Source organism: Streptomyces roseifaciens, assembly GCF_001445655.1.
Classification (GTDB): Bacteria; Actinomycetota; Actinomycetes; order Streptomycetales; family Streptomycetaceae; genus Streptomyces; species Streptomyces aureoversilis.
The window spans coordinates 2,220,768-2,247,131 of the sequence record NZ_LNBE01000004.1 but is presented as its reverse complement, the minus strand read 5'-3'; the positions used below and the strand labels follow the sequence as shown (position 1 = coordinate 2,247,131).

23 protein-coding genes and 1 pseudogene are annotated in these 26,364 nt (G+C 72.6%); 7 read left to right on the top strand and 17 right to left on the bottom strand.

Annotated elements, in window-relative coordinates:
• Nucleotides 1-27 precede the first annotated feature (27 nt).
• Entirely contained in the window at nucleotides 28-381 is a 354-nt protein-coding gene (locus AS857_RS27345; protein ID WP_058045870.1) for a hypothetical protein, read from the bottom strand.
• A 307-nt stretch (nucleotides 382-688) separates the two neighbouring features.
• On the opposite strand from AS857_RS27345, the gene AS857_RS27340 reads away from it, so the two are divergent.
• Entirely contained in the window at nucleotides 689-1,765 is a 1,077-nt protein-coding gene (locus AS857_RS27340; RefSeq protein WP_058045869.1) for a C40 family peptidase, read from the top strand.
• 62 nt (nucleotides 1,766-1,827) lie between these two features.
• Here AS857_RS27340 and AS857_RS27335 read toward each other — a convergent pair whose 3' ends face one another.
• Complete coding sequence (locus AS857_RS27335; protein WP_058045868.1) at nucleotides 1,828-3,072, bottom strand: MFS transporter; 1,245 nt, start codon at nucleotides 3,070-3,072, stop codon at nucleotides 1,828-1,830.
• Nucleotides 3,073-3,152: 80 nt separating this feature from the next.
• Complete coding sequence (locus tag AS857_RS27330; protein WP_058045867.1) at nucleotides 3,153-3,896, bottom strand: hypothetical protein; 744 nt, start codon at nucleotides 3,894-3,896, stop codon at nucleotides 3,153-3,155.
• 105 nt (nucleotides 3,897-4,001) lie between these two features.
• Between AS857_RS27330 and AS857_RS27325 the strand changes: the two genes are divergently transcribed.
• Nucleotides 4,002-4,520, top strand: coding sequence for a MarR family winged helix-turn-helix transcriptional regulator (locus tag AS857_RS27325; protein ID WP_245700536.1), 519 nt, complete (start codon nucleotides 4,002-4,004; stop codon nucleotides 4,518-4,520).
• Between the two features lie 68 nt (nucleotides 4,521-4,588).
• Here the strand turns inward: AS857_RS27325 and AS857_RS27320 are convergent, their stop codons facing one another.
• From AS857_RS27320 to AS857_RS27305, 4 genes are all read right to left on the bottom strand, one after another.
• On the bottom strand, nucleotides 4,589-5,704 hold the full coding sequence (locus tag AS857_RS27320) for an alpha/beta hydrolase (protein WP_058045865.1): 1,116 nt from the start codon (nucleotides 5,702-5,704) through the stop codon (nucleotides 4,589-4,591).
• A gap of 194 nt (nucleotides 5,705-5,898) precedes the next feature.
• The gene (locus AS857_RS27315) at nucleotides 5,899-6,582 is read right to left on the bottom strand and encodes a LuxR C-terminal-related transcriptional regulator (protein WP_058045864.1); all 684 of its coding nucleotides are present in this window, start codon (nucleotides 6,580-6,582) and stop codon (nucleotides 5,899-5,901) included.
• On the bottom strand, nucleotides 6,579-7,859 hold the full coding sequence (locus tag AS857_RS27310; RefSeq protein ID WP_058045863.1) for an ATP-binding protein: 1,281 nt from the start codon (nucleotides 7,857-7,859) through the stop codon (nucleotides 6,579-6,581). Before AS857_RS27310 ends, AS857_RS27315 begins: the two co-directional genes overlap by 4 nt.
• A 93-nt stretch (nucleotides 7,860-7,952) precedes the next feature.
• Nucleotides 7,953-9,665, bottom strand: a complete 1,713-nt coding sequence (locus AS857_RS27305; protein ID WP_245700681.1) for a protein kinase domain-containing protein — start codon at nucleotides 9,663-9,665, stop codon at nucleotides 7,953-7,955.
• A gap of 237 nt (nucleotides 9,666-9,902) precedes the next feature.
• On the opposite strand from AS857_RS27305, the gene AS857_RS27300 reads away from it, so the two are divergent.
• Both AS857_RS27300 and AS857_RS27295 read left to right on the top strand, forming a co-directional pair.
• A complete protein-coding gene (locus AS857_RS27300; protein ID WP_058045862.1) occupies nucleotides 9,903-11,207 on the top strand; it encodes a PspC domain-containing protein in 1,305 nt (434 codons plus the stop codon).
• Nucleotides 11,194-11,406: a hypothetical protein gene (locus AS857_RS27295; protein WP_058045861.1), complete on the top strand. Its 213-nt coding sequence runs from the start codon at nucleotides 11,194-11,196 to the stop codon at nucleotides 11,404-11,406. Before AS857_RS27300 ends, AS857_RS27295 begins: the two co-directional genes overlap by 14 nt.
• 580 nt (nucleotides 11,407-11,986) lie before the next feature.
• Here the strand turns inward: AS857_RS27295 and AS857_RS38120 are convergent.
• From AS857_RS38120 to guaA, 6 genes and pseudogenes are all read right to left on the bottom strand, one after another.
• A pseudogene (locus tag AS857_RS38120) lies at nucleotides 11,987-12,436 on the bottom strand (DoxX family protein); the annotation flags it as partial.
• A 176-nt stretch (nucleotides 12,437-12,612) separates the two neighbouring features.
• Nucleotides 12,613-13,656, bottom strand: coding sequence for a L,D-transpeptidase (locus tag AS857_RS27285; RefSeq protein WP_058045860.1), 1,044 nt, complete (start codon nucleotides 13,654-13,656; stop codon nucleotides 12,613-12,615).
• A 242-nt stretch (nucleotides 13,657-13,898) separates the two neighbouring features.
• Nucleotides 13,899-14,693, bottom strand: a complete 795-nt coding sequence (locus AS857_RS27280; RefSeq protein WP_058045859.1) for a class II aldolase/adducin family protein — start codon at nucleotides 14,691-14,693, stop codon at nucleotides 13,899-13,901.
• Nucleotides 14,694-14,763: 70 nt separating this feature from the next.
• The gene (locus AS857_RS27275; RefSeq protein WP_058045858.1) at nucleotides 14,764-15,675 is read right to left on the bottom strand and encodes an alpha/beta fold hydrolase; all 912 of its coding nucleotides are present in this window, start codon (nucleotides 15,673-15,675) and stop codon (nucleotides 14,764-14,766) included.
• A 128-nt stretch (nucleotides 15,676-15,803) separates the two neighbouring features.
• The gene (locus tag AS857_RS27270) at nucleotides 15,804-16,385 is read right to left on the bottom strand and encodes a Uma2 family endonuclease (protein ID WP_058045857.1); all 582 of its coding nucleotides are present in this window, start codon (nucleotides 16,383-16,385) and stop codon (nucleotides 15,804-15,806) included.
• A 118-nt stretch (nucleotides 16,386-16,503) separates the two neighbouring features.
• Nucleotides 16,504-18,105: a glutamine-hydrolyzing GMP synthase gene (gene guaA, locus AS857_RS27265; RefSeq protein WP_058045856.1), complete on the bottom strand. Its 1,602-nt coding sequence runs from the start codon at nucleotides 18,103-18,105 to the stop codon at nucleotides 16,504-16,506.
• Nucleotides 18,106-18,435: 330 nt separating this feature from the next.
• Here guaA and AS857_RS27260 point away from each other — a divergent pair, with 330 nt between their 5' ends.
• The gene (locus AS857_RS27260; RefSeq protein WP_058045855.1) at nucleotides 18,436-18,807 is read left to right on the top strand and encodes a chorismate mutase; all 372 of its coding nucleotides are present in this window, start codon (nucleotides 18,436-18,438) and stop codon (nucleotides 18,805-18,807) included.
• 826 nt (nucleotides 18,808-19,633) lie between these two features.
• Here the strand turns inward: AS857_RS27260 and AS857_RS27255 are convergent.
• Nucleotides 19,634-19,984: a hypothetical protein gene (locus AS857_RS27255; protein WP_144440900.1), complete on the bottom strand. Its 351-nt coding sequence runs from the start codon at nucleotides 19,982-19,984 to the stop codon at nucleotides 19,634-19,636.
• Between the two features lie 19 nt (nucleotides 19,985-20,003).
• Here AS857_RS27255 and AS857_RS27250 point away from each other — a divergent pair, with 19 nt between their 5' ends.
• Complete coding sequence (locus tag AS857_RS27250) at nucleotides 20,004-20,663, top strand: LAETG motif-containing sortase-dependent surface protein (protein ID WP_058045854.1); 660 nt, start codon at nucleotides 20,004-20,006, stop codon at nucleotides 20,661-20,663.
• A gap of 77 nt (nucleotides 20,664-20,740) precedes the next feature.
• Here AS857_RS27250 and AS857_RS27245 read toward each other — a convergent pair whose 3' ends face one another.
• Complete coding sequence (locus AS857_RS27245; RefSeq protein ID WP_079110663.1) at nucleotides 20,741-22,615, bottom strand: GMC family oxidoreductase; 1,875 nt, start codon at nucleotides 22,613-22,615, stop codon at nucleotides 20,741-20,743.
• Here AS857_RS27245 and AS857_RS41985 point away from each other — a divergent pair.
• Nucleotides 22,614-22,742, top strand: a complete 129-nt coding sequence (locus AS857_RS41985) for a hypothetical protein (RefSeq protein ID WP_275477382.1) — start codon at nucleotides 22,614-22,616, stop codon at nucleotides 22,740-22,742. The genes AS857_RS27245 and AS857_RS41985 overlap by 2 nt on opposite strands.
• A gap of 23 nt (nucleotides 22,743-22,765) precedes the next feature.
• Here AS857_RS41985 and AS857_RS27240 read toward each other — a convergent pair whose 3' ends face one another.
• On the bottom strand, nucleotides 22,766-24,424 hold the full coding sequence (locus AS857_RS27240) for a succinic semialdehyde dehydrogenase (RefSeq protein WP_058045853.1): 1,659 nt from the start codon (nucleotides 24,422-24,424) through the stop codon (nucleotides 22,766-22,768).
• A gap of 116 nt (nucleotides 24,425-24,540) precedes the next feature.
• Nucleotides 24,541-26,346: a serine/threonine-protein kinase gene (locus tag AS857_RS27235; protein ID WP_079110662.1), complete on the bottom strand. Its 1,806-nt coding sequence runs from the start codon at nucleotides 26,344-26,346 to the stop codon at nucleotides 24,541-24,543.
• Between the last annotated feature and the right edge of the window lie 18 nt (nucleotides 26,347-26,364).

Here is a 26,364-nt window from a genome sequence, read left to right as displayed (position 1 = left end):
GGCCGCACCACCGCATCACGGCGGAGGTCAGACCCACATCACCGCGATGAAGATGTTCACCAGGGTCAGCGCGCCCACCGCGCCGAACACCGGGGCCGGGACCTTCTCGTCGTCGCGCTTGACGTAGACCAGGCCGAGGATCACGACGAGCAGCGCGAGCTTCGTGCCGATCTTGACCATGTTCAGGGTGTGGTCCTGCGCCTGGTTGAGGCCCACCAGCGCCACGCCCGTGACCAGCATGGTCAGTGCGCCGTGCAGCATGGCGGGCACCATCCGCGCCTCGCCCCTGCCCATGGCCTTCATCTGGGTCATGAAGCCGCCGAGCAGCGCGCCGATGCCGACGATGTGCAGGCCGACGACGGCGTGAATGAGTACGTCCATGAGGCCGACCCTAGCGGGGGCCATATCACCCACGGGCAGGCAGGTGGGGCGCAATCGCCACTTCGGTCACGGGCGGCATATATCCATCCGCGGGGGCGGGGTCGACATGATCACCCGCCAAAGCGCGCTGATCGATTTCATCCACTACCGGTCATCTGTGTTCTGGAGCGTGACCCTGCGGAATAGCGTCCTGGCCCAGACGGCGGCGGTCCGCGCGCTCCCCCCTCGCGACGGACCGCCGCCGGTCACCGTCCGGCGCGGCCACAGGGCCCGGCGGGCAGGGCAGGAACAGCAGGTCTGGAAGGAAGTGACGGCCGGCGTGGCAGCAGCGCACCGCAAGCCCAGGCAGCACCCGCTCACCAGCAGCACCGTACGGACCGCGGCCGGTCTCGCCCTCGCGGGCGCCGCCACCGCCACGCTCCTCGACGGCACCGCGCAGGCCGCTCCCCCGCCCTCCACGGCCCAGCTCAGATCCCAGGTCGACCGGTACTACCGGGAGGCCGAGGAGGCCACCGAGCGGTACAACGGCGCCAAGGAGAAGGCCGACCGCGCGGAGGCCGCCCTCGAAGAGCTGCAGGACCGGGCCGCCCGCAGGACCGAGCGGCTCAACGCGGCCCGCAACGCCCTGGGCTCCTACGCCACCGCCCAGTACCGCGAGGGCGGGATGCCCCCGGGCGTGCAGCTGATGCTCTCCTCCTCCCCCGGCCAGTACCTGGAGCGGGCCTCCCTGGCCCACCAGGCGGGCAGCCGCCAGGCGGTGGCCGTCAGCCGTTACGAGCGCGAGGTGCGGGAGATCCGGCAGGTCCGCAGGGCCGCCGACGCCCGCCTCGCGGAGCTCAAGCACGAGCAGGCCGGCCTCGCCCGCCACAAGCGGACCGTCGAGGGCAAGCTCGCGGAGGCCAGGAGGGTGCTGGCGGAGCTGCCGGACGAGGAGCGCGCCGCCGTCGAGCGCGGGGACGCCGCCGGGGCGGCGGGCGCCGCGACGGCCGCGGCCGACCGCGCGGCCGTACCGCACGGCGGCGTGCAGGCCCCCACGGAGCGGGCCGCCCGGGCCGTCGCCTTCGCGTACTCCGCGCTCGGCAAGCCCTACGTGTGGGGGGCGACCGGCCCCGCCGCCTTCGACTGCTCGGGACTCACCAAGGCCGCCTGGCAGGCGGCGGGCGTCTCGCTGCCGCGCACCACGTACACCCAGATCAACGCGGGCCGGCGGATCTCCCGGAGCGCCCTCGCCCCCGGCGACCTGGTGTTCTTCTACTCGGGCATCAGCCACGTCGGGCTCTACATCGGCGGCGGGCAAATGATCCACGCTCCGCACCCGGGTGCGCCGGTCCGGATCGCCCCGGTCGACCAGATGCCCTTCGCGGGGGCGTCGCGGCCGGTGTGAGCAGGCCTGCGTCGCCGCGCACCGCTGAACCCCGGGCGCACACGCCCGCCTCCACGCCGGTGCTAGCCGAGGACCAGCATGGTGGCGAGCGCCGGGCCGAGGGCTCCGCCCATGAGGTAGGCGAGCTGGAACAGGCCGATACCGGTGGGGCGCTGGAAATCGGGGACGGCGGAGGCCGCGATCATGGACTGGGTGGCGTTGACGCCGGTGGCGCTGAAGACGGCGAAGCCGATGGCCGCGAACAGGATGATCGCGTTGTGGGCGAAGACCGCTGCCGTTGCGGCGAGCGCCCCCACCACGAGCAGGATCGCTCGCACCCTGGTCCGCCCCAGGCGCGCGGCGACGGCCGCGAAGACGAGGGTGAGCAGAGATCCGGTGATCATGGCGGCCATCTGGCCGGTGGCCACCGAGCCGGTCGACCAGCCGGCCCGGTCGGCGACCAGCCGCGGGATCGCGAACAGCAGCGTGAAGTACGACGCGGACAGGGCGAGGGCCATCAGGACCGAACTGCGGAAGAGCCGGGAGCGCAGGGCGGCTGCCGGGACGTAGCCGTCCGGGCGGCGGCGTATGTGCAGGGACAGCAGGACGCCGGTGACGACTGCCGCGGCGAGGGCGGGCAGCGGGTTCGACGGCAGCAGGACGAGGCTGCTGGACAGGACCGCCAGCAGTACCGCGCCCCGGGCGTCGAAGCGGCCCTCGGCGGCCGGAACCCGGGTGGTGTGGCGGCTGACCGCCGGGACGGCCAGGAGGGTGACCAGTACGACGGCCAGGGCGGCCCGCCAGGAGAGGCCGTCGGTGAGGCGCTCGCCGAGCAGCGGACCCACTGCGCCGAGGATCCCGGACCCGGCACTGATCACGCCCATGCGGCGGGCGGTGCCGGCCAGGTTCATGGCGATGGCCACCATGCCCGCTCCGCCCGCCGCCTGACCGGCCCGCCCGGCGAGGGTGAGCGGCAGCCACGGTGAGGTGGCCACCACCGCGGTCCCGACGGCGACGAAGGCGGCGCTCAGCCACAGCGCGGTGCGCGTGCCGCGCCGGCGCACCAGCGTCGCGATCAGCGGTGTCGCGATCGCCAGTGCCAGCGCGAAGACGGTGACCAGCCATGATGCGCCGGCGGTGCTGATACCGAGTGCGCGGCCCATGTCGTCGAGGATCAGGACGGTCGCGTTGTTGGCGGCGGCGACCGGTGTGGCGAGCAGCGCCAGCCACAGGATGGGGACGCGACGCACGGATTCGGCGGCGGAGGGGGAGGGCGAGGCGGAGAGGGAGGGCGTGCGCGTGGCGGCCGCCCCGGTGGTGGTGGGCATGTCTCTTCCTGCCGGTTCGTGTGTCTGCGGGTGAGGGGCGGATCAGAGGGCGGGCACGAGGCGTTCGCCGTGGGCGCCGGTCAGTGCGCGGTCACTTCGCCGAGCAGCCGCGGGGCGTCGCCGCTGAAGTCGATCCACGGATTCGTGCCCAGCGCCTGTGCGCCGTCCACGCTCGGTTCCTCGTAGCGCATGACGAACTCCTCGGGGCCGTGGACGTGGGCCACGATCAGGCCGTGCTCGGCGTCGAGGTAGGCGCCGTGGGGGCCCAGGCCGGGGTAGCTCAGGCGCCAGGCCGGATCGCCGGTTTCGACCGCGCCCACCGACAGCTTCGCGACCACGCCGTCGGGCAGCAGGTAGAACCACGTCCACGGGCCACCGGAGACGACCGTCATCACTTCGTCGACGCCGACGCCGTGGTCGGAGCTGTTCACGTGGAGCCTGCCGAAGCGCGCCTGCACGGCGTGCCGGGCGTCGGCGTCCATCGTCTTCATGTCGTACACCTTCGGGTACGGGGGAACGCCGGCCTCGGAGGTGTTCAGGTATCCGCCCCGGTGCGCCTCCGGGCAGCGGCCGGCCAGCTCGATCTGCTCCACCAGCTGCCCCCGGTGCATGCTGAACAGCGCGAGCAGTTCCGCGCCTTCCTCTTCCGAGAGCGCCCGGTCCTCGGACGCCTCCAGAAGCGGGTGGGCCTCCTCGGGAACGGGAACCCGGCCGACCCGCACGCCCACCGTGCGCAGGACGCGGTTGACCGCCTCGACGCCGGTGGTGGCCGGGCGGCCGTCGGAGTACGAGAGCTTCAGGGTTCCGTGGTCTGCGGTCGTCATTGCTGCTCCTGAGGTCCTTCAACGCCAGATCTTTTGACGTTGAAATAACAGCATGCTTGCTTGTTCAACGTCAAGTCTTTTAGGGTTGAATCAATCGAGGAGAGGGTGGGTGATGACGTGACCGATGCGGTGGACCTGGTCATCGAGCAGTGGCGCAAGGAACGGCCCGAGCTGGCGGGCAGCCTGCAGTCCGTGGAGGTGCTGGGGCGCGTGCAGCGCATGCAGCGCGTGTACGACCAGCACTTCAAGAGGATCAGTGACGAATTCGGCGTGAACGTGGGCGAGTTCGACGTGCTGTCCACGCTGTGCCGCTCGGGCCCGCCCTACACGCTCAGCGCCGGCGCCTTCGCGAAAGCGGCCATGGTGTCCCCGGGCGCCGTAACGAACCGCCTGGACCGCTTGGAGGACAAGGGTCTGGTCGAGCGGATCCGCGACCGCGCCGACCGGCGATCGGTACGGATCCGCCTCACCGAGCGCGGCAAGGCACTGATCGACGAGGCCATGGTCGCCCACCTGCGGGACTACGAGGAGATCCTGTCCGTCCTGACCCCCGAGGAGTGCGATCGGATCGCCTCGGGGCTGCGCAAGATCTTCGAGGCCCGGGGCGACACCACGCTCACCTGATCGAGGAGGCACAGAGGAGGCACAGAGGACGGCCTCGGCCGGACCCCTGCAGGTCGCCCGGGTCCGGACTACGGCTTGATCTGCTGCGAGAGCCAGCGGAAGACGTCGGGGACCTGCCGCTTCCACACGGCCGTGCCGTGGCCGCCCGCACCCGCGGGGACCTTCGTCACGTGCACCGTCGTCGGCGGCTTGGCCGCCTGCTTGAGCGCCAGGCCGCCCTGGTAGCCGTCGCCCTCCGCGCCGGAGACGAACAGCGCCACGTGCGGCGGGGTCTTGGCCCGCTGGAGCATCTTCAGGACGTTGTTCTCGTCGCGCAGCCCTGGCGTCTTCGCCGTCAGCGAGGAGGGCTCGCCAGCGGGGTCGTTGTAGCCGGAGAGGCTGACGCCGGCGCGGTAGCGGTCGGGGTGGGCGACGGCCAGCTTGGCGGCGCAGTGCGCACCCGCCGAGTAGCCCGCGACGGCCCAGCCCTCGGGCTTCTCCTGCGCGCGGAAGGTGTCCGTGACCATCTTGCGGACGTCGACGCTGAGCCAGGTGTCGGCGTTGACCTTGCCGGTGATGTTGGCGCAGCCGGTGTCCACGTCACCGAGGAGCGTGGTGCGCGGGGCCACGATGATGAAGGGCTCGACCTCGCCCTTCTCCATCATCGGCTTGAGCTGGCTGTTGACCTCCAGCGTGCCGAACCAGGCCTTCGCCGAGCCGGGGAAGCCGGGGAGCACCTCGACCACCGGGAACTTCCTGTCCTTGTACGCGGGGTCGTCGTACTGCGGCGGCAGCCAGACGTAGACCTCGCCCTCCACCCCCGATATGTGGCCCTTGAACTGGGTCTCCTGCACGCCCGGGCCCATCCGCTTGTCGGACGCGGGCTTGAACTTCTGCGGGTTCCTGGGCGCCGCATCGAGGTTCTTGCCGCCGGTGCCGTCCGGGCCGAGGTCGGCCGCGGTCCGGACGTGGTCGCCGGTGCCGAGGAGGTCGTCCCAGTTGTCGAAGAGCCCGTTGGCGTTGTTGACCATCACGAAGACCATGGCTATCGCGGTGACCTGGGCGAACAGCAGCATGAGCAGCCGCGCCGCGTGCCGTACGAGCTTGGGGCCGCCGATCCTGCCCCACAGCGCGAGCGGCAGCACGAGGGCCACCACGACCAGCGCGACCGTGGTGAGGAGGAAGGGGGTCCCCGTCAGGCTCATCGGGCTCTCGTTTCGGATCTCGGGCCCCGCGCGGGGCCGGGGCCCTGCGTGAGTGAGAGCCTCTCGTCCGTTCAAGAGTGCGAGCGGGCCGCCGGGGTTCCGCCCCTCCCCCGGCAGGAGCCGGGCTTATCCGAAATCGGGCCGGAAGGGCGGCGATCCCCGACGGGATCCCCGACGGGGATCCGGCGGCAGGGTCAGACCAGGCGCCGGGCCGTCGCCCACCGGGTCAGCTCGTGGCGGTTGGAGAGCTGGAGCTTGCGCAGCACCGCCGAAACGTGCGACTCGACCGTCTTCACCGAGATGAACAGCTGCTTGGCGATCTCCTTGTAGGCGTAGCCGCGGGCGATCAGGCGCAGCACCTCGCGCTCGCGCTGGGTGAGCCGGTCGAGGTCCTCGTCCACGGGCGGGGCGTCGGTGGAGGCGAACGCGTCGAGGACGAAGCCGGCCAGCCGCGGGGAGAAGACGGCGTCGCCGTCCTTGACCCGGAAGACGGCGTCGACCAGATCCGCGCCGGTGATGGTCTTGGTGACGTAGCCGCGGGCGCCGCCGCGGATGACGCCGATGACGTCCTCCGCGGCGTCGGAGACGGACAGGGCCAGGAAGCGGACCGGGCGCTCGGCGTCGACCATCAGGGGCGCGCAGCGGCGCAGCACCTCGACCCCACCGCCGCCGGGGAGGTGGACGTCGAGCAGGACGACCTCGGGGCGGGTGGCGGTGATGACGGTGACCGCCTGGTCGACGTCGGCGGCCTCGCCGACGACCTCGACACCCGTCCGGTCGGTGGCCCCGATCTCGGCCTGCACGCCCGTACGGAACATCCGGTGGTCGTCCACCAGCACGACCCGTGCGTGGCGCTGCACCGTCTCTTCGGTCGTCATGACGCGTTCTCCGCCCTCTCCATTTCCAGCTCCACTTCGGTTCCCCCACCGGGCACGGACCGCAGTCTCGCCGTGCCGCCGTTGCGCTGCATCCGGCCGATGATGGATTCGCGGACGCCCATGCGGTCGTCCGGCACCGCGTCCAGGTCGAAGCCGGGGCCGCGGTCGCGCACGGAGAGGAAGACCGTACGCCCCTCGACCTCTGCGTACACCTGGACGGCGCCGCCTTCGCCACCGTACTTGGCGGCGTTGACCATGGCCTCACGGGCGGCTTGCATCTGGGCGGCCAGGCCCTCGTCCAGCGGGCAGTCGCCGACGACGACCACCTCGATGGGCACGCCGTGGTGGTCCTCGACCTCGGCCGCGGTGGCCTTGACGGCCTCGGCGAGGGTGTCGGGCTGCTCGGCCTCGTCCTTCCCGCGGCCCTCGGGCCGGTAGAGCCAGGCGCGCAGCTCGCGCTCCTGGGCCCGGGCCAGGCGGGCGACCTCGCGGGCGTCCTCGGCGTTGCGCTGGATCAGGGTGAGGGTGTGCAGGACGGAGTCGTGGACGTGGGCCGCGACCTCGGCGCGCTCCTGGGCCCGGATGCGCATCGTGCGCTCGGCGGAGAGGTCCTGGGTCATGCGCACGAGGGAGGGACCGGCCAGCAGCGCTATGCCGACCAGGACCGCCAGCGACGCCTGCAGGACGGTGCCCAGGTGCTCGGCCGAGCCCTGGAGGACGACGATGCCCGTGACGCCGGCGGCGGCGAGGGCCACGCCGGCCGCGCCGCGCGCGAGCGGCAGGACCCGCTTGCTGCGACCGACCTCCATCCAGTGGGCCCGGCGGGCGTTGTCGGCCTGGCGCCAGACGAGGGCGACGCCCGCGCCGACGAGCAGCAGCGGCCAGATGTAGGCGTTGGCGCGGCCGAGGTGGAGGTTGTCCACGAAGATCGCGGCGCCGATGACCAGGGCGACGAGGGCGACGACCTGCCCGCGGTCCGGCTTGCGGGCGAAGAGGCGCCGGCGGCCGTCGGAGCCCGTCTCGGCGGGGGCCGGGCGCGGGGCCCCGACGCCGCCCACGCCGAGCGGCACCACGAACCAGAACACCGCGTACAGCACGGCGCCCATGCCCTGGGCCATCAGCAGCGCGACGAAGACCAGACGCACCCAGGAGACCGGCAGGCCCAGGTGCCCGGCGAGCCCGCGCGCGACACCGCCGAGCATGCGGCCCTCGGCGCTGCGGTAGAGCTTGCGCAGGGGTGGGCCGTCGGGGTGCTGCGGGCGGGCGGGGGCGGTCATGTACTGATCGTCACATGTCCGCGGGGGCCGGGGCATCAGGGTTCGCCCCTGACGGGACCCCTACTGGTGCCGGGGCGCCGGCCGGCGACGGGCCTACTGGGCGGCGGGCCGGAATCCTTCGCGCACCACGTCGAAGACCTGGCTGTGCCTGTGCCAGTCGGCCTTGGGCGCCGAGAGGTAGATCGCGTACTCCTTCTCGCCCGGGCGGCCGAACCCGAGGTCGGCGGCCCGGTACTCGCGCGCCCGGCCCTGCCACGTGAACTCCCAGATCGCCGCGGGCTGCCCGCGGTACTCCGTGCCCTGCATGCGCAGCTGGTGGTAGCCGGGCAGCTTGCCCTCCTTGACGGACTTCGTCTCGTCGTCCTTCCAGCGCTGGAGGGGGTCGCTGCTCGCGAGGTCGAGGACGGAGACCCGCAGGCCCACCAGCCCGCTCGGGTCGGTGTAGAGGATCTCGTCGCTCTCCTTGAGCTTCCCGCGCTTCCAGCCGTCCGGTACGGGGAAGGAGACGCCGGCCGCCTTCTCCGTCACCAGGTGGTAGCCGCGCGGCGGGTCCGGCACCGGCGACGGGGCCGCGCTCTTCCTCTCGCTCGGGCTCGCAGAGGCTTCCTGGCCGGACGCGGCACGGGGGGCGGGGTCGTCGTCCTCCTGGTCGCCGCCGGTCATGAAGTACGCGCCGGCCGCGATGCCGGCGACGGTGACGAGTGCCAGGGCGCTCCACAGGACGGGGCGGTGGCTGCGGCCGGTGCGCGCAGGGCGACCGGCGCGGGCGCTGCCCCCGGCCTTCGTGTCCGAGTCCGGGGCCGGGGCCGGGCTGGACGCGGCAGGTGTCACGGCCGCTGCTGTTGCCGTGGCCGTGACATCGGCGGCTGCAGGGGCAGCCGCAGGCGCGGGGGCCGCGGTCTCCGCCGGAGCGGCCGGTGCCGCCGACGGGGCCGGCACGGTCGGCGCCGTCGCCGCGGTCCGCCCGGCCGCCGTGGTGCCGCGGTCCGCGGCGTCGTCCCAGGGGCCGGGCGCGGGGGTGCGGCGCTGCTCCGCCGCGGGCATGTAGGCGGTCTCCGACTCGGCGGCGGGCTCGCGCAGGATCTGCTCGGCCAGGTCGGCCGGGGGCCGTACGGCCGGGTCCTTCGCGAGCAGGGTCTCGATGAGGCGGGTGAGCGCGCCCGCGCGGCGCGGCGGCTCCAGGGGGTCCATGGCGATCGCGTAGGCCGTCTCGACGGCCGTGTCCTTGCGGAACGGCGGGCGGCCCTCCAGCGCCTGGTACAGCGTCGCGCCGAGGGCCCACAGGTCGGACGCGGGGCCGGGCTTGGCGCCCTTGACGCGCTCGGGCGCGATGTAGTCGATCGAGCCGACCATCTCGCCGGTCTTGGTGAGGGTGGAAGTGCCGGTGGACTGGGCGATGCCGAAGTCGGTGAGGACGACACGGCCGTCGTGGCCGAGCAGGACGTTGCCGGGCTTCACGTCGCGGTGCAGCACGCCGGCCGCGTGGGCCGCGCGCAGGGCGGCGATCATGCCGCGCCCGATGCGGGCGGCCTCGTCCGGGGTGACGGTCCCGTGCTTGAGGACGTCGCCGAGCGTTCTGGAGGGCACGTACTCCATGACGATGCAGGGCAGGCCCCGGTCGTCGACGACGTCGTGGACGACGACCACATTGGGGTGGTTGATCCGGGCGGCGCTGCGGGCCTCGCGGCGGGTGCGCTCGTAGAGCGTGGCGAGCTCGTCGTCGTCCAGGTACGGCGAGACGTGGATCTGCTTGAGCGCGACCTGACGGTCCAGCAGCTCGTCCTGGGCGCGCCAGACCGTGCCCATCCCGCCGCGGCCTATCCGGTCGACGAGGCGGTACCGCCCTGCGACCAGCCGACCGGTGTCCGGCCCCGGCCCGGACACCGCCTGTCCGGACACTGCCCCATCCACCCCGAAGCCCTCCGGTTCCCCTGCTGTGCTGTGTCGCGACACGATATACGGCACCTTCTCAGGGGCGATCTCAGGGAACGGCCAGGGTTGCCGGGTGTGCCACAAGCGCGTTCCGGTTGACACCATGTCCATATGACCGACACACCCAACACCCAGGACGCGCATCAGGCGGGTCCGGTTCACGGTGATCCGCAGGACGCCCGGCCGCCGCTGCGGCGCAGCCGGGAGCACAAAGTGGTGTCCGGAGTGTGCGGCGGCCTCGGCCGCTTCTTCGACGTGGATCCCGTGATCTTCCGGGTGGTGCTCGGTGTGCTGTCGGTGGCCGGCGGCCTGGGTCTGATCGTCTACGGCTTCGCGTGGCTGCTGATCCCCCTGGAGGGGGAGGAGGAGAACGAGGCCCGGAGGATGCTCTCGGGCCGGGTCGAGGGTCCGGCGCTGACGGCGGTGCTGTGCGCGCTGGTGGGCTGCGGCCTGTTCCTGTCGATGCTCAACAACAGCGCGGTGATGTCGTTCGCGCTGATGCTGACCATAGTGATGGCCGGGGCGGCCTACTGGTCGTACCACCGGCACGAGCCCGAGGCCGAGGCGGCCGTCGCCGCGGCCCAGAAGGCGCAGAAGACGTCGGCGCCCCCGCCCGAGACCAAGGCCCCGCCCGCCCCGGGCGGCCCCTCCTGGTGGCGCGACCCGATCATCAAGGACGGCACGACGGGCCCGCTGGGCGCCGAGACCGGCTATCTGTGGGGTCCGGACGACGAACCGCAGGACGGGCGGGAGCGTCCCCCCGCCCGGCTCCGCCCGGCCCGCGCCGGGACGCCGCTCGGCGGCTGGACGTTCCTTACGGCCGTCGCCGCCTTCTGCCTCGGCGCCGGCCTCACCTGGCGCCACCATCCGCTCGGCACCTGCCTGGAGACCGGCCTGGCCTGTGCGCTGGCCGTCTTCGGCCTCGGCATCGCCGTCAGCTCCCGCTACGGGCGCACCGGCGGAGGCACGGTCGTCGCCGCCGTCCTCACGGGCGCACTGCTGGCGGGCGCGGCCGCCCTGCCCAAGTCGGTCTCCACCGACTGGACGCGCACCACCTGGCGCCCCGACGCCGTCTCCGCGGTGCGCGGCGACTACCGGGTGGGCAGCGGCGTGGGCGTGCTCGACCTCACCGGCCTGTCCTGGCCGCGGGCCGGCACGGTCGCCACCCGCGCGGAAGTGGGCGCGGGCCAGCTCAAGCTGGTCCTCCCGGAGGACGTCACGGCGCGGATCACCCTGGACGTGGGCGTGGGCGACATCCGCCTGCCCGGCGAGGCGCGCGACGACGTCGACGTCCGGCCGGGGCAGACGAAGCGGATGACGCTGGAGCCCCCGTCCGGGAAGCCGTCCCGCGGAACGCTGGAGGTCCTGCTCAAGGTCGGTATCGGTCAGGTGGAGGTGGACCGTGCGTCGTCATGACTTCGAGCCGGGCAAGCTGGTCGTCGGGCTCGTCCTGCTGGGGTGCGCCGTCGCGTATCTGGGGGCGGCCCGCGGGGATCTGCACTTCCCTTCGTACGTGCTGCTGCCGGTGCTGGGAGCGGGCTTCTGCCTGGCGGGCGTGGTGTCGTCCGTGGCCTTCGCCGTCCGCCGGAGGAAGGGCGCGGGCCGGGACCGGTAGCCCTGCGCGCGGGCACGGACCGCCCTGGCGGGCGCGGACCGCCCTGGCGGGCGCGGCCGCCACGCGGCGACTCCCCGCCCCGTACGACCAGGGCCGGCCTGCGGGCTGCCGTCGCTCGCGCGGGCACCGGGCCCACCCCTGGCGGGCGCGGGCCGCACGGCAGCGGCTTCCCGCCCGTACGCCCAGGGCCGGCCTGCGGACTGCCGTCGCCCGCGCGGGCACTGGGCCCACCCCTGGCGGGTGCAGGCCGCACGGCAGCGGCTTCCCGCCCGTACGCCCACGCCCACGGCCACGGCCACCTTCGGCCGGCCTGCCTCTGCCGCCTGCCGCCTGCCGCCTACCGCTTCCCGGACCCGCCCGGCGCCTTGCCTGACGGCTTACCTGCAGACTTGGCTGCCGGCTTGGCTATGGACTTGGCAGCAGGCTTCGCGGACGGCTTCCCCGGCGACTTGGCAGCAGGCCTTCCGGACGGCTTTCCGGACGACCTCGAGGGCGACTTCGCGGGAGACTTCGCGGACGCCTTGGCCCGTGGCTTGCGCGACGGCTTCCGTATCGGCTTGCGGGATGCCCGGAGCGGCCCCGCGTCCACCGACCACACCGGCGCCCCCGCCACCACCAGCGGCAGCCACGCCATCAGGTAGATCAGGTCGTTGCCGTAGAAGTACGGCGTCGTCTGCCAGCTGACCGTCAGCCAGAGGCTGAGCGATATGAGCGCGCCGCCGGCCGCGGCGACGCGGGCGAATATGCCGAAGAGCGTCCCGACGCCCACCGCGAACTCGCCGAGGCCCATCGCATAGCCGAAGCCCTCGGGGTTCTTCAGGGCCAGGTCGACCAGGCCCGGGACGGCGGACGAGCCGCGGACCGTACGCATCAGCTCGCCGATCGAGCCGGGCCCGCTGTCCGCCAGGAAGCCGGAGTCCGTGATCTTGTCGAGGCCTGCGTAGATGAAGGTGATGCCGAGGAAGATGCGCAGCGGCAGCAGTGCGTACTGCGCGCTCTCCCCCTGCTTTCCGCGCCCGATGAAGCCCATGGCGTCCGCCGCCTCTCCGTTCCGTCCTGTCCGTCCTGGTCGTCATCCGAACCATACGGACGGGAGGCGAAACGCGTTCAGCCCTGTGGATAAACCTGGGTACCGGGGACGGCCTCCGAGGCCGGAGGCCTGAGAGTGAGCCGTGGGATCAGGCCAGCGCGGCCTCGGCGCACTGGTCAGGCCCCGGTGCGGACGCCGAGGGCGCTGCCCTCCAGCCACTCCTGCCAGCTGATGTTCCAGTCGCCGTAGCCGTTGCCGAAGCGGTCCATCGGCTTCGGCTTGGTGCTGCCGGTGACCTGGACGACGTCGCCCTTCAGGCTCAGCCCGTACAGCCACTTGGCGTCTTCCGTCGACATGCCGATGCAGCCGTGGCTGACGTTCTCCTTGCCGAACGACTCGGCGTTGTCGGGGGCCGCGTGCACGTACTCGCCGCTGATCGTCTCGCGCATGCTGTAGTCGTACGACCCGAAGAAGCCGTCGGGGTGGTTGCGCGGGATGCCGATGGAGAGCGAGTCCATGACGACCCGGCCCTCCTTGGCGAGGATCGTCTTGATGCCCCCGCGCGTCCCGAAGCCCTTGCTCTCGTCGCCGCCGCTGACCGGGATCGTGCGCAGCGTCTTGCCGTTGCGGACGACGGTCAGCTTGCGGGCCTTGAGGTCGACGGTGCTGACCATCGAGTCGCCGACGGTGAAGGAGACCGTGCGGTCGCCGGCGGCGGCCGTGCCTTCGGCGAGCTGCACGCCCGCCAGCCGGGCGTCCAGGGTGACCTTGGTCCCGGCGGGCCAGAACTTCTCGGGCCGGAAGTGGACCCGGGTGTCGCCCTTGGTCTCGTTCCAGTGCCAGGCGCCCGGGACCTGCGGCGAGGTGGAGACCTTCAGCCGGCCCTCGATGCCCGCGCGCAGCTCCTTGGAGACCTTCTGCTGCTTGAAGACCAGGGCGACGGGCTGGCCGACGCCGACCTTCTCGCCGTTGGCGGGGGCTATCTCGGGCCGGACGGTCCGCGCGGCACCGGGCAGCATCTTCGCCGCCGGCGCGGGCTTCTCGGTCACGGGGCCCGCCGAGGGCGAGTGCGAGCCCGACGACGCCGCAGACGAGGACGGCGAGGAGGCCTTCCGGCCCGGCTTCCCCTCGGCCTCGGCACCGCCGCCGCATCCGGTGACGGCCAGGCCGGCGAGGGCCAGGGCGGCGGACAGCCCGACGCAACGGGAGAGGCGGCGCATGGTTCTCCTACCAGGTTCTGATCATCCGGGCGCGACGGCCCTCCGGGCATGCAGGAGCCGGGGCGGCTACGCCCCGGCTCCTGACCATCGTAGGCAGGGCGAATGCCCTGAAACGGCGCCCGGAAGAACGAGCGACCCCCGCCGACAGGAGGGGGTCGCGGGCCCCTCCCGGATCCCCGGCGGCGGCCCTCCCGGGACCCGGGCGGCAGCCCTCCCGGATCCCGGGCAGGCGGCCCGCCCGGTCAGCCAAGCAGCTCCGGCTCGCTCCGCGTGATCTGCTGGTACAGCGGCTGGTAGTTGATCCACGCCGCCAGGTCGTTGCCGAGCTGCTCGCGCGTGTGCCGGGCGCTCGCCTGGTCGATGAGGACGGGCTTCCCGGCCGCCTTCGCCGCGAGCTGCACCTGGCAGGAGCGCTCCATGGTGACGAACCACCACGCGGCCGCGTCCACGGAGTCCCCCACGGTCAGCAGCCCGTGGTTGCGCAGCACGACCGCCTTGTGCGGCCCGAGCGCCGTGGCGATCCGGCGCCCCTCCTCCTCGTCCACCACGACGCCCGTGTAGTCGTCGAAGAGGGCGTGGTCCTCGTAGAAGGCGCACACGTCCTGGGTGATCGGCTCCAGCAGCTCCCCCAGCGCGGACAGCGCCCGGCCGTACGTGGAGTGGCTGTGCGCGGCGGCGACGACGTCGGGCCGGGCCTTGTGGACCTGCGAATGGATCGCGAACGCCGCCTGGTTGACGTGGTACCGGCCCTCGACGACCTGCCCCTTGTGGTTCACGAGGATCAGATCGCTCACGGTGACGTGCTTGAACGACATCCCGAACGGATTGACCCAGAAGTGATCGGTGAACTCGGGGTCGCGCGCGGTGATGTGCCCCGCGACCCCCTCCTCGAACCCGAAGCGCCCGAAGAGCCGCAGCGCCGCCGCGAGCCGCTCCTTGCGGTGACGTCGCTCCTCCTCGACGGTGTCGTGCTTCGGCGGCATGGCGAAGTGGAGCTGATCGGCGGGGATCGGTTCCGGTGCTGTTGCCTGCGACATGGCGGCGCTCCTCCGGTCGTTCCGTGACTACGAAACGGAAGCTACCGCCGGGTACCCGCCGGGAACAGGCCTACGACGCGGCGGGCGCCGCCGACGCGGCCGCGGCGTGCTCCAGGATCGCCTCGGCCAGCGGCTGCAGGCACTCGCGCGGCAGCGCGTGCCCCATGCCCGGCATGGCCACCGTCCGGGCGTTGCCGATCACTTGGGCGATGTGGCGGGGGTGGGGCGACGGGAAGACGGGCTCGGCGGAGGCGTCGGTCACCAGCGTGGGGACGGTGTTGCGCGCCAGCTCCTCCGTACGGAGCATGCCGGAGTGGTCGGCGCGGCCGTGGGCGGTGGAGACGTCGTAACGCCCCGAGTGCTCGATGATCTGCCGCTCGCGCTCCCGCATCTCGTCGGCGTGGAAGGGCAGTTCCTCGCCACTGAGGATCCGCCAGTGCTCCACGCGCCGGTCCAGCTCGGCCTCCAGGCCGCGGTCCTCCACGGGCTGCGCCCACATCTCCAGGACGCGCGGGTCGATACCGGGCAGGTCGGCGACGGCGGTTTCCGTACCGTCGGCCTCGACGAGCGGCCTCTCGCTCAGCGCGCACGTGCCCATGAGGGTGGCGCTGAGGATGCGGTCCGGGTGGTCGGCGAGCAGCAGCTGCGCCAGCATGCCGCCGAGCGACAGGCCGACGATGTGGGCGCGCTCGACGCCGTGGGCGTCCAGGACGGCGAGGGCGTCGTCCGCGAGGTCGGTGATGCGGTAGGGCTGCTCGTCGTAGGACCAGGTGGAGCGGCCGGCGTCGCGGTGGTCGTAACGGATCACCCGGTGGCGGGCGGCGAGGGCGTCGGCGAACTCCTCGGGCCAGCCCGTGCCGGAGGCTTGCGCGCCCATGATGAGCAGCAGGGGCTGAGCGTCGGCCGCGCCGCGCGCGTCGGTCCAGAGGTGGACGCCGGAGGTGACCTCAACGGTGAGGGTTCGGGCTTCGGTCCGGGGCATGGGAGTCCCTTCCTGGGGGTTCGAGGGCGAGTGCGGCCTCAAGAAAGAACGATACGTCTCGTCTCGTCATCGCGCCACTAATTTGGCGGAGCCTGGCCACACCAGGGCTCCGCCGTCCCGCCGTCGCCTCAGAGGCGAATCTGGGTGAGGTCGATGTCGATGTCGAAAGGAACGGTGAGTTTGAGGTTGCCCTGGTACGTCCCGGTCGACGTGTAGGCGCGCGTCTCGTTGTCGAGCTTGAAGACGTGGACGACCGGCTGGTGATCGGTGGTCGCCATGTCGACTCGCCAGAAGTACGGGATACCGGCGCGGGCATACTTGAACGGCTTGGTCATCTGGTCGCGGGCCTCGGAGTCCGGGGAGACCACCTCGACGGCGAGCAGTACGGCTTCGGCCGGGAAGTAGGTCTGCTCCCAACTGCCCACCGACGCAGCGCGCACGATCGAGACGTCCGGCTCCGGGCCGTTTCGGCTGTCGATCACTACGGTCATCTCGCGCACGACCCTCACCTCGGGCGGCGCCGTGCGGCGCAGGTCATTCACCAGCAGATCAATGACGAGGCTGTGGAAATAGCGCTGCGGACTCACGAAAACCAGGCTCCCGTCGATCAACTCCGTGTGCGGCGGGAGGTCGGGCAGCGTCAGCAGGTCGTCCACGGTGTAACCGTCCTGCGGCGGCACCGGCCAGTGGTGCGCGGGCTCAGCGGTCATGGTTCCTCCCATGGACGGGATTCTCGGCCGTACAGCCAGCGTACCCACGGCAAACGCCGATGCCGCCGCCCAAACGAATGGACGACGGCACCGGCGTTCGATCAGGGGAGGGGGAGGATCACTCCCACTCGATGGTGCCCGGCGGCTTGCTGGTCACGTCCAGCACCACGCGGTTCACATCGGCGACCTCGTTCGTGATGCGGGTCGAGATGCGGGCCAGCACCTCGTACGGCATGCGGGTCCAGTCGGCCGTCATGGCGTCCTCGGACGAGACGGGGCGCAGGACGATCGGGTGGCCGTACGTGCGGCCGTCGCCCTGGACGCCGACCGAGCGGACGTCGGCCAGGAGCACGACCGGGCACTGCCAGATCTCGCGGTCCAGGCCGGCGGCGGTGAGCTCCTCGCGGGCGATGGCGTCGGCCTCGCGCAGCAGGTCGAGGCGCTCCTTGGTGACCTCGCCGACGATGCGGATGCCGAGGCCGGGGCCCGGGAAGGGCTGGCGCTGGACGATCTCGTCCGGCAGGCCGAGCTCCTGGCCGACCATGCGGACCTCGTCCTTGAAGAGCTGGCGGAGCGGCTCGACGAGCTCGAACTCCAGGTCCTCGGGGAGGCCGCCCACGTTGTGGTGGGACTTGATGTTGGCGGTGCCGGTGCCGCCGCCGGACTCGACCACGTCGGGGTAGAGGGTGCCCTGGACCAGGAAGGCGACGTCCTCGCCGCCGGCGCCGGCCTCGGCCACGATCTCGGCCTGGGCCTGCTCGAAGACGCGGATGAACTCACGGCCGATGATCTTGCGCTTGGCCTCCGGCTCGGAGACGCCGGCCAGGGCGTCCAGGAAGCGCTCCTGCGCGTCGACGACCTTGAGCTGGACGCCCGTCGCGGCGACGAAGTCCTTCTCGACCTGCTCGGTCTCGCCCTTGCGCATCAGGCCGTGGTCGACGTACACGCAGGTCAGCTGAGAGCCGATGGCCTTCTGGACGAGGGCCGCGGCGACCGCGGAGTCCACGCCGCCGGACAGGCCGCAGATGGCGCGCTTGCTGCCGACCTGCTCGCGGATGGCGGCGACCTGCTCCTCGATCACGTTGCCCGTGGTCCAGGTCGGCTCGATGCCCGCGCCGCGGTAGAGGAAGTGCTCCAGGACCAGCTGGCCGTGCGTGGAGTGCATGACCTCGGGGTGGTACTGGACGCCGTAGAGCTTCTTCTCGTCATTCTCGAAGGCGGCGACCGGCACGACGTCCGTGGAGGCGGTGACGGTGAAGCCCTCGGGCGCGGCCGAGCAGGCGTCGCCGTGCGACATCCACACCGACTGCTCCGCCGGGGTGCCCTCGAAGAGGGTCGAGCCGGTCTTGGAGACGTGCAGGGGGGTGCGGCCGTACTCGCGCGCGCCGGTGTTGTCGACGGTGCCGCCGAGCGTGGTGGCCATCAGCTGGAAGCCGTAGCACATGCCGAAGACGGGGACGCCGGCTTCGAAGAGGCCGAGGGCGTCGTCGAGGCGGGGGGCGCCTTCCTCGTACACGGACGAGGGGCCGCCGGAGAGGATGATCGCCTTCGGCTTCTTGGCGAGCATCTCTGCCACGGGCATCGTGCTGGGCACGATCTCGCTGTAGACCCGCGCCTCACGGACTCGGCGGGCGATGAGCTGGGCGTACTGCGCGCCGAAGTCGACAACGAGCACCGGCTCCGCGGTGTTGTCGTGGGCGGCGGGGGGTGCTGCTGACACGGGAGCGGCCTTCCGGCGGTGGAGGAGGGGGTCTGTATTTGTCGATTCTACCGGGGCGCCGGTGCTTGCTTTTGTCTCACCATCCGAAACCCGACCGGACCGGCGCTGGCCCCGGCGGCGCCCGCGGGCCATACTGTCCCCCATGCGCAAGCACCAGACCTTCGTCTTTACCTATGGCAACCGGCCCGTCCGGCTGCCATGGTCGTGCTGCTTGAGCAACTGACAAGCGACTTCCACAGGCGCCCCGGGCCGACAAGGCCCGGGGCGCCTGTCGTTTTTCCCGGGTCCTGTCGCTCCGGGGGGCCGCCGCCCCTTTTTGGAGGATCAGACATGAGCACCCCCACCGCCACCGCCACCCCCACCGCCACCGCCACCGCGACCCGCCCCACCCCCACCGCAACCCGTCCCACCGCCGCCGCGGCCCGTCCCGCGGCCGAGACCGGCGCCCGTACCGACGAGGCCGCCGGCGTGATCACCGGCGCCCGGCAGCGGATCGACGATCTCGACGGCAGGATCATCGGCCTCATCCAGGAACGGATGGCGGTCTCGGCCGTGATCCAGCACGAACGCATCGCCTCCGGCGGTCGCCGGGTGAACCTCTCCCGCGAGATGGAGATCATCGGCCACTACAGCGACCAGCTCGGGAAGCCGGGCACCGCGCTCGCCATGACGCTGCTGGAACTGTGCCGGGGCCGCGTCTGACCCTCTCCGGCCCTTGCCCGGACCCCCTCCGGCCCTTGCCCGGACCCCGTCCGACCCCCATCCGGCCCCTGCCCATCCCGTCCCCCTGGGGATCTGTACAGGTGCCGCATGCGGGTTCGGACCGCCGGGCCGTCACATCACCCGGACGGCGCGTGACCGCACGGCGACCCGCCTCGTTGAGCCGGATGCCCGCGCCATCCAGGAGCGGCCCACCTGAAATCCACGCGTGGCTTCCGCCCCTGTTCACCTGGGCGCCCGGCACCGACAGGGCGGATCCACCGGAGTGTGAGACGTGCGAGTGCGCGCGTCGTGGGACCTCACTCCGGTGCCGGTGACCGGTCAGCAGGGGACAGCAGCCCGGTTGCCACCGAAAAGACGGTCGGTTCCGGGGACGCCTGGAACCGACCGTATCCGGTCGAAACGGTTGCGCCGGGTCCGGCCCATCCCGCACGATGCCAAGAGAGCACCAACCTCCTGGTCCCGAACCGCCATTGGTCGAACCAGTGAGGTCGTACGCCCCGCACCACCCGTACGCCCACACCACACCCCATGACCCGCGGCGCTCCCCCCGGCGCCGCTCCGCGGCACCGACCTCGCCCTGACCTCGGTGCCGGCAGTCAAGGGCCCCGAGGCCGCCCGCACGCCCCCGCGGTGGCGGCCCGGGGCCCTTCGCCGTTTTCCGCGACGCCGGGCGGCCGACAACCGCCTGTGATGTCGGTCACCCGCCCACCCTCGGCGACCGGGCCGTGACAGCTCCCCCTACGATGCTCATGTACGTGCCAACCAGCACGGCCACACCGCGACTCCCCCCACCGCGACGGCCTTTTCACTCCGCATCCGGATGGGGTATTTCCATGAAGCTTCGCCGCGCGCTGGCAACCGCCGCCGCCACGGCCGTCATCGGCCCGGCCACGGTCCTCGCGGCTCCCCACGCCTTCGCGACGGGGGACGGGCCGGCGACGACGGCTTCCTCGGCATCCGCATCAGCCTCGGCGTCCTCTTCCGCATCGGCTTCGGCATCAGCCTCCGCGTCCACGTCCGCATCTGCATCCGCGTCCGCATCCGCTTCCGCGGGCCGCTCCCCCAGTGCCTCCCCCAGCGCCTCCGCCTCCTCGCCCGCGCCCGGCGCATCGAAGAGCTCCGCCCCGGCCTCCCCGGCCGAGGACGCCTGCCGCACCCACACCGAGGAGAAGTGGGTGACGACCGAACTCCGCGGCCTGCCGCGGGAGATCGTCGCCGGTTCCGGCTGGCACGCCTTCACCTACCGGGCGGCCAACACGTCCGGCAGGGTCATCGCGTCCCTGTCCGCCTCCATGGAGCTGTGGTCCTGGGACCGGAAGAACCTGGAGAACGAGACCACGAAGTACGTCACCGTGCAGTGGTACAACTCCGGTTCCCGCCGGTGGGAGCCCATGCCCGACGACTACGGCTACTTCGCCGAGACGCGCAACCTCAAGCCGCGCGCGTTCGCGGAGGCGTCGCTGCGCCTGAAGGTCGACGCCAAGGCGCCGGCCGGCTTCGGCGGGGCGTTCCAGACGGGCTTCTTCTCCGACCGGAACCGCACCTGCGGCTACTCGGCCGGCGCGTACTACTACTTCGACGTCCTGGCCGCGGGCAGCAAGCCCACCACAGGCGAGGACTCCAAGGGCACGACCACCAGGCCCGGGAAGGCCGTGACGACCGTGGTGGCCAAGCCGGCCCCCAAGGGCGGCCTGTCGGACCTGCCGGCGACGGGCGAGCTGGCCACGACCGGCTCGTCGTCCTCGACCCCTCTGCTCCTGGGGGTCGCCGGTGCGGCGATCGTGGTGGGAGGCGGGGCGGTGGCCGTCGCACGGCGCGGACGCGGCTCCCGGTAGCCCCGGCCGCCTGCCACCCGCCGCCTACCGCCGCAGCGCAGCCCGCGACAGCGACAGCGACCGGACGCTCCCGCCCGTCATCGACCGGACGCGCACCCCCGCCCCTGCCCGTCCGGCGGGAGCAGCGGGAGCAGCCGCAGCACCGGGCGCCCCGGCTCGAAGGGGTCGCCCGGACCGGCCTCGCCGCCGCCCCTCCGGACCGCCTCCAACTTGAGCTCCCCGTAGGCCCCTTCCGGTACGGCGGGCCTGACCGGTGCGACCGCCTCGATCCGCCCGTACGCCTGTCCCTGCTCCGGCCGCGGGTCCGGCTCGCCCTTGTTGGGCCAGAGGGACATGGCCCGTTCCGCCTGGGCGGTGATGCTGAGCGCCGGGTTCACGCCGAGGTTGGCGGAGACGGCCGCGCCGTCCACGACCGTGATGCCGGGGTGCCCGTACAACCGGTGGTACGGGTCGATGACGCCCTGCGAGGCGTCGGCGCCGATGGGGCAGCCGCCCAGGAAGTGCGCGGTGAGCGGGGTGCCCATCAGCTCGCCCACGTTGCTGCCGGGGAAGCCGTTGATCTCCTCGGCGACGATGCTCGCGGCCATCGTCGCGGCGGGGATCTGCTTGGGGTTGGGCGCCCCGTGCCCCTGCCGGGCGGTCAGCAGGCCCTTGCCCGGGCCCCTGCTCCTGCGGTGCGTGGTCAGGGAGTTGTCGAGCGACTGCATGACCAGCCCGATGATCGTCCGCTCGGACCAGCGCCGGTTGGAGAGCGACATCAGCAGCTGCAGCGGGTGCCGTACGCAGCGCGCCGCGAACGCGACGGCCCGGGGCGCCCGGGTGGCCACCGGCACCTGGAGGACGGACAGCGCGCCCATCGCGTTCGAGCCCTTGCCATAGCGCACGGGCTCGATGTGGGTGTGCTCGTCGAGGTGGGCGGACGAGGTGATGGCGACGCCCTGTGTGAAGTCGGGCCGGGCCCCGCCGTGCGCCTTCCCGTAGCGGCGGGCGTCGGTCTGCGCGCCGACCAGGGCCTCGGAGTTCGTACGCGTCAGGCGGCCCAGCCCGTCGGGGATGCGGGGCAGCAGGCCCTTGTCCTTCATGGTGTGCAGCAGGGTCTGGGTGCCGTACGTGCCGGCGGCGATCACCACCCGTTCCGCGCGCAGCACCCGCGGGCGGACGCTCCCCCGCCGCTTGTCGGTCGGGACGGTCACGACGCGGTGCCCGCCCTCCCGGTGCTCCGTCACGGCGACGACCGTGGTCATGGGGTGGACGACGGCGCCGGCGCGCTCGGCGAGGTGGAGGTAGTTCTCGTTGAGGGTGTTCTTCGCGCCGTGCCGGCAGCCGGTCATGCACTCGCCGCACTCGGTGCAGGCCCGGCGGGCGGGCCCGGCGCCCCCGAAGTAGGGGTCGGCGGTCTCCTCGCCGGGCCGGGCGCGGTGCGTGCCGTCGGCGTCCGCGCCGTCGCCGAAGAACACCCCGACCGGGGCCATGCGGAAGGTCTCCCCCACGCCCAGGCGCTCGGCCGCCGCCTTCAGGTGGACGTCGGAGGGCGTCATCGTCGGGTTGAGGCGGACGCCGAGCATGCGGCGCGCCTGGTCGTAGTACGGCTGCAGCTCCTCCTCCCAGTCGGTGATGCCGGCCCACTGCCGGTCCTGGAAGAAGGCCTTCGGCGGCACGTAGAGGGTGTTGGCGTAGTTGAGCGAGCCGCCGCCGACCCCGGCGCCCGCGAGGACCATGACGTTGCCGAGCAGGTGGATGCGCTGGATGCCGTAGAGGCCGAGGGCGGGCGCCCACAGGTAGTTGCGCAGGTCCCAGGAGTTCCTGGGCAGCGTCTCGCGCGTGAAGCGGCGGCCCGCCTCCAGCACGCCCACGCGATAGCCCTTCTCGCTCAGGCGCAGGGCGGACACCGCGCCGCCGAAGCCCGAGCCGACGACGATCACGTCGTAGTCGTAGTCGATCGCTGTCACCATGGCCTCCGTACCGGGCGAACTCGTGGTGCTGAACGAACTCGTGGTGCTGGACGTACTCGGTGTGCTGGACGTACTCGTGGTGCTGGACGTACTCGGTGCACTCGGCGGCAACGCGCTGCCGGGGTGACCGGGGTGACCGGGGTGACCGGTTCAGCGCAGGCGCAGCGTCTTCATCACCCGCAGGCTCCGCGTCATGAACTCCGCGTACTTCTCGTCGTCCAGCCCGAAGGCGGGGGCCAGCGGCATGACGCGCTGGTGGGCGACGGTCTGGGCCTCGGTGTACTTGAGGATGCCCTCGGAGCCGTGCCGGCGGCCCAGCCCGGAGTCCCCCATGCCGCCCATGGGGGCCTGTGCGCTGCCGTACGCGGCCGCGTAGGCCTCGTTGACGTTGACCGTGCCGGTGCGCAGCCGCGCCGCGAGGGCCCGGCCCCGCCGCCCGTCCGCGGTCCAGACGCTGGCGTTGAGCCCGTACGGGGTGGCGTTGGCCAGGGCGACGGCTTCGTCCTCGTCCTGGAAGCGGTGCACGGACACCACCGGGCCGAACGTCTCCTCCGCGCACACGGCCATGGACGGCTCGACGCCCTCCAGGACGGTCGGCTCGTGGAAGAGCGGGCCGACGTCGGGGCGGGGCCGCCCGCCCGCGAGGACCGTGGCCCCCCGGGAGACGGCGTCCTCGACGTGCCGGGTCACGGCGTCCAGCTGCCGCTGCGAGACGAGGGAGCCCATGTCGGCGCCGTAGGCGAGGCCGGTGCCGAGCCGCAGGGCCTTCGTGCGGGCGGTGAAGCGCTCCAGGAAGGCGTCGGCGACGGACGCGTGCACGTAGAGCCGCTCGATGGAGATGCACAGCTGTCCCGCGGAGGAGAAGCAGCCGCGCACGGCGCCGGCCGCGGCCTTCTCGACGTCGGCGTCGTGCAGGACCAGCATGGCGTTCTTGCCGCCGAGTTCGAGCGAGGAGCCGATCAGGCGGGCCGCGGCGCCCTGGGCGACCTCGCGGCCGGTGCGGGTGGAGCCGGTGAAGGAGACGTAGTCGGCGCGTTCGACGACGGCCGGGCCGACGACCGGGCCCTCGCCGAGGACGACCTGCCAGACCTCCTCGGGCAGCCCGGCCTCGATCAGCAGCTCGCGCGCCCACAGGGCGGTGAGGGCGGTCTGGGTGTCGGGCTTCATCACGACCGCGTTGCCGGCGACGAAGGCGGGCAGCGCGTCGCCCACGGACAGCTCGAACGGGTAGTTCCAGGGGGCGATCTGGCCGACGACGCCGCGCGGGTGGCGCAGCTCGGTGACCTTGGTGAGGAGGGGCACCACGCCCGTGTGCGCCTTGGGCCGCAGATAGGCGGGCCCCTTGCGCCCGTAGTGGCGGGCGGCGACGGCGACGGCCTGCACTTCCTCGTGGGCGTGGAGACGGGCCTTGCCGGTCTCCACCTGGATGAGGTCGAGGACCTCGGACTGCCGGTCGAGGAGCAGGTCGTGGAAGCGCAGCAGGACGGCGGCGCGCTCGCCCACGGGGACGCCGGCCCAGTGCAGCTGCGCCTCACGGGCGCGGGCGAACGCCGTGGCCACGTCCTCCGGGGTGGACTCCGGCAGGTCGGCGAGCTTCCGCCCGGTGAGGGGCGTGTGGCTGACGGTGCTGCCGGAGCCGATGACGCCGCGGGTGAGACGGGCGACGACACCGGGGGTGACGACGTCGTCGGCGGTGCGGGCGCCGGGCGGGGCGACGGGGTTGCCTCCGGCGGGTGGCCCCGGCACGGGGGCCGCCTCCGCCGTCGTCACTGCTGCCACTTCCGGTGCGCTGTGCCGCGAGTCCGTCATACGGGGAGCGTATGACGGACCACCGCCGCTTGAATACCCGGCGGTAACCCGATCACGTCATTGATCCGGGATTATGACTTGTCCTGGATCACTTGCCCTGCATCACTTGTCCTGGATCACTTGTCCTGGATCTTCAGGTACTTGACGACGTTCTCGAAGAGCTTGTCGCCGGTCTTGCGCCCTTCGCCCTTCTCGGGCATGCGCACTTCCAGCACCCACGTCACGGTCTTGGCCTCGTTGACGATGACCAGCTCCCGCTTCAGCGCCTTGGGGTCGCCCTCGTTGCTCCCGGACTTGCGGTACACGGTGACGATCTCGGCCGTCTGCATGCCGGGGTACGGGGACGCCTTGACGGTGTCGGTCTTGGCGTCGTTCAGCTTGGTGCTCGGATTCGTCGTGCGCAGGTCGGTGAGCCGCTTGGCCTCGACCTCCGCCGAGCCGATGTCCTTCGGTTCGTTGCTCCCCGTGTTCTTGGCCCGCTGCTCCGCGGTGTCCTTGTCCAGCGAGATGCCGAACACGCCGCTGGGGTCCTGGAAGTAGACCCAGTTGTCGTTGCTGTCGACGGACTTCTCGTAGTCCTCGGGCACCGCCAGCGACGCCCGTACGATCTCCGGCTCGTCCCGCACCTTCCAGTGCAGCGGAATGGCCGGGCCGACGGCGAAGGGGTTGACGATCAGCAGCGTCGCGGCCGTGGCGACGGCCACAACGCCGACGCCGAGCCCCCACTGCGCCTTGCGGTTGCCCTGCAGCACGGGCGGGACCCACTTGCTGCCGGTGGCCTGCGGGCGGCCGGCCGCGCCGAAGGCGGGCTCCCCGGCCGTCGCCGGGCGGGCGACCGTCTCCAGCGCCCGCCTGACCTCGGCCGTGCCGGGACGGGCCGCCGGATTCTTGTGGAGCAGGGCCATGACGAGCCCGCCCAGCACGCCCGCGCCGCGCGACGGCGTCTGCGGCTCCGCGGACAGGATGGCCTGCATGGTGGCCTGGGTGTTGGAGCGCCGGAAGGGCGAGACGCCCTCCACCGCGCTGTACAGCACGACGCCCAGCGACCACAGGTCGGACTCGGGGCCCGGCCGCTGCCCCAGGACGCGCTCGGGCGCCACGTACTCGGGCGAGCCGACGAAGGCGCCCGTCTCCGTGAGCCCCTGCTCGCCCTCGATCTGGGCGATGCCGAAGTCGGTGAGGACGACGCGGTCGTCGCGGCCGAGCAGGACGTTGTCGGGCTTGACGTCGCGGTGCAGCACGCCGGCCTCGTGGGCGGCGCCGAGCGCGTCCAGGACGGCGAGGCCGATGCGGGCGGCCTCGCGCGGGTCCAGGGTGCCGTCCGCCAGCCGGTCGCCGAGCGAGTGCCCGCGGACGAGCTCCATGACGATCCAGGGCCGGCCGTCCTCGACGACGACGTCGTGGACGGCGACGACCGAGGGGTGGGTGACGCGGGCCGCGGCGCGGGCCTCGCGCTGCATGCGCTGGTGGACGTTCTCCCGCATGGACGCGGGCAGGTGGTCCGGAACGCGCGGCTCCTTCACGGCGACCTCGCGGTCGACGACCTCGTCGTGCGCCTTCCAGACGGTGCCCATGCCGCCGTGGCCGAGGCGGGAGATCAGCCGGTAGCGGTTGCCGATGCGGCGGCCCGCGCCGGGGTCGGGAGCCGAGCCGGTGGCAGCGGTGACAGACCCGGGAACAGGGACGGCAGCGGTAGCCGCAGGGGCGGCGGTGGCAGCAGGGGCATGGGCCGCGGGGTGTGGGACGTGCGGCGGCGGCGCGGGTGCGGCGTACGGGTTCGGGGCACCGGGCGTGTAAACGCTCCCGGTGGCCTCGGGAATACCGCTGGTCGCCGCGACCGGCGCTCTGGGTGGCTGAAGGTCGTAGCTGGTGGGCTCGCTCGCCCCGGTCGGCCCGGTCGGCCGTCCCCCGTCGTTCGTCATGGCCCCATCATTACCAAG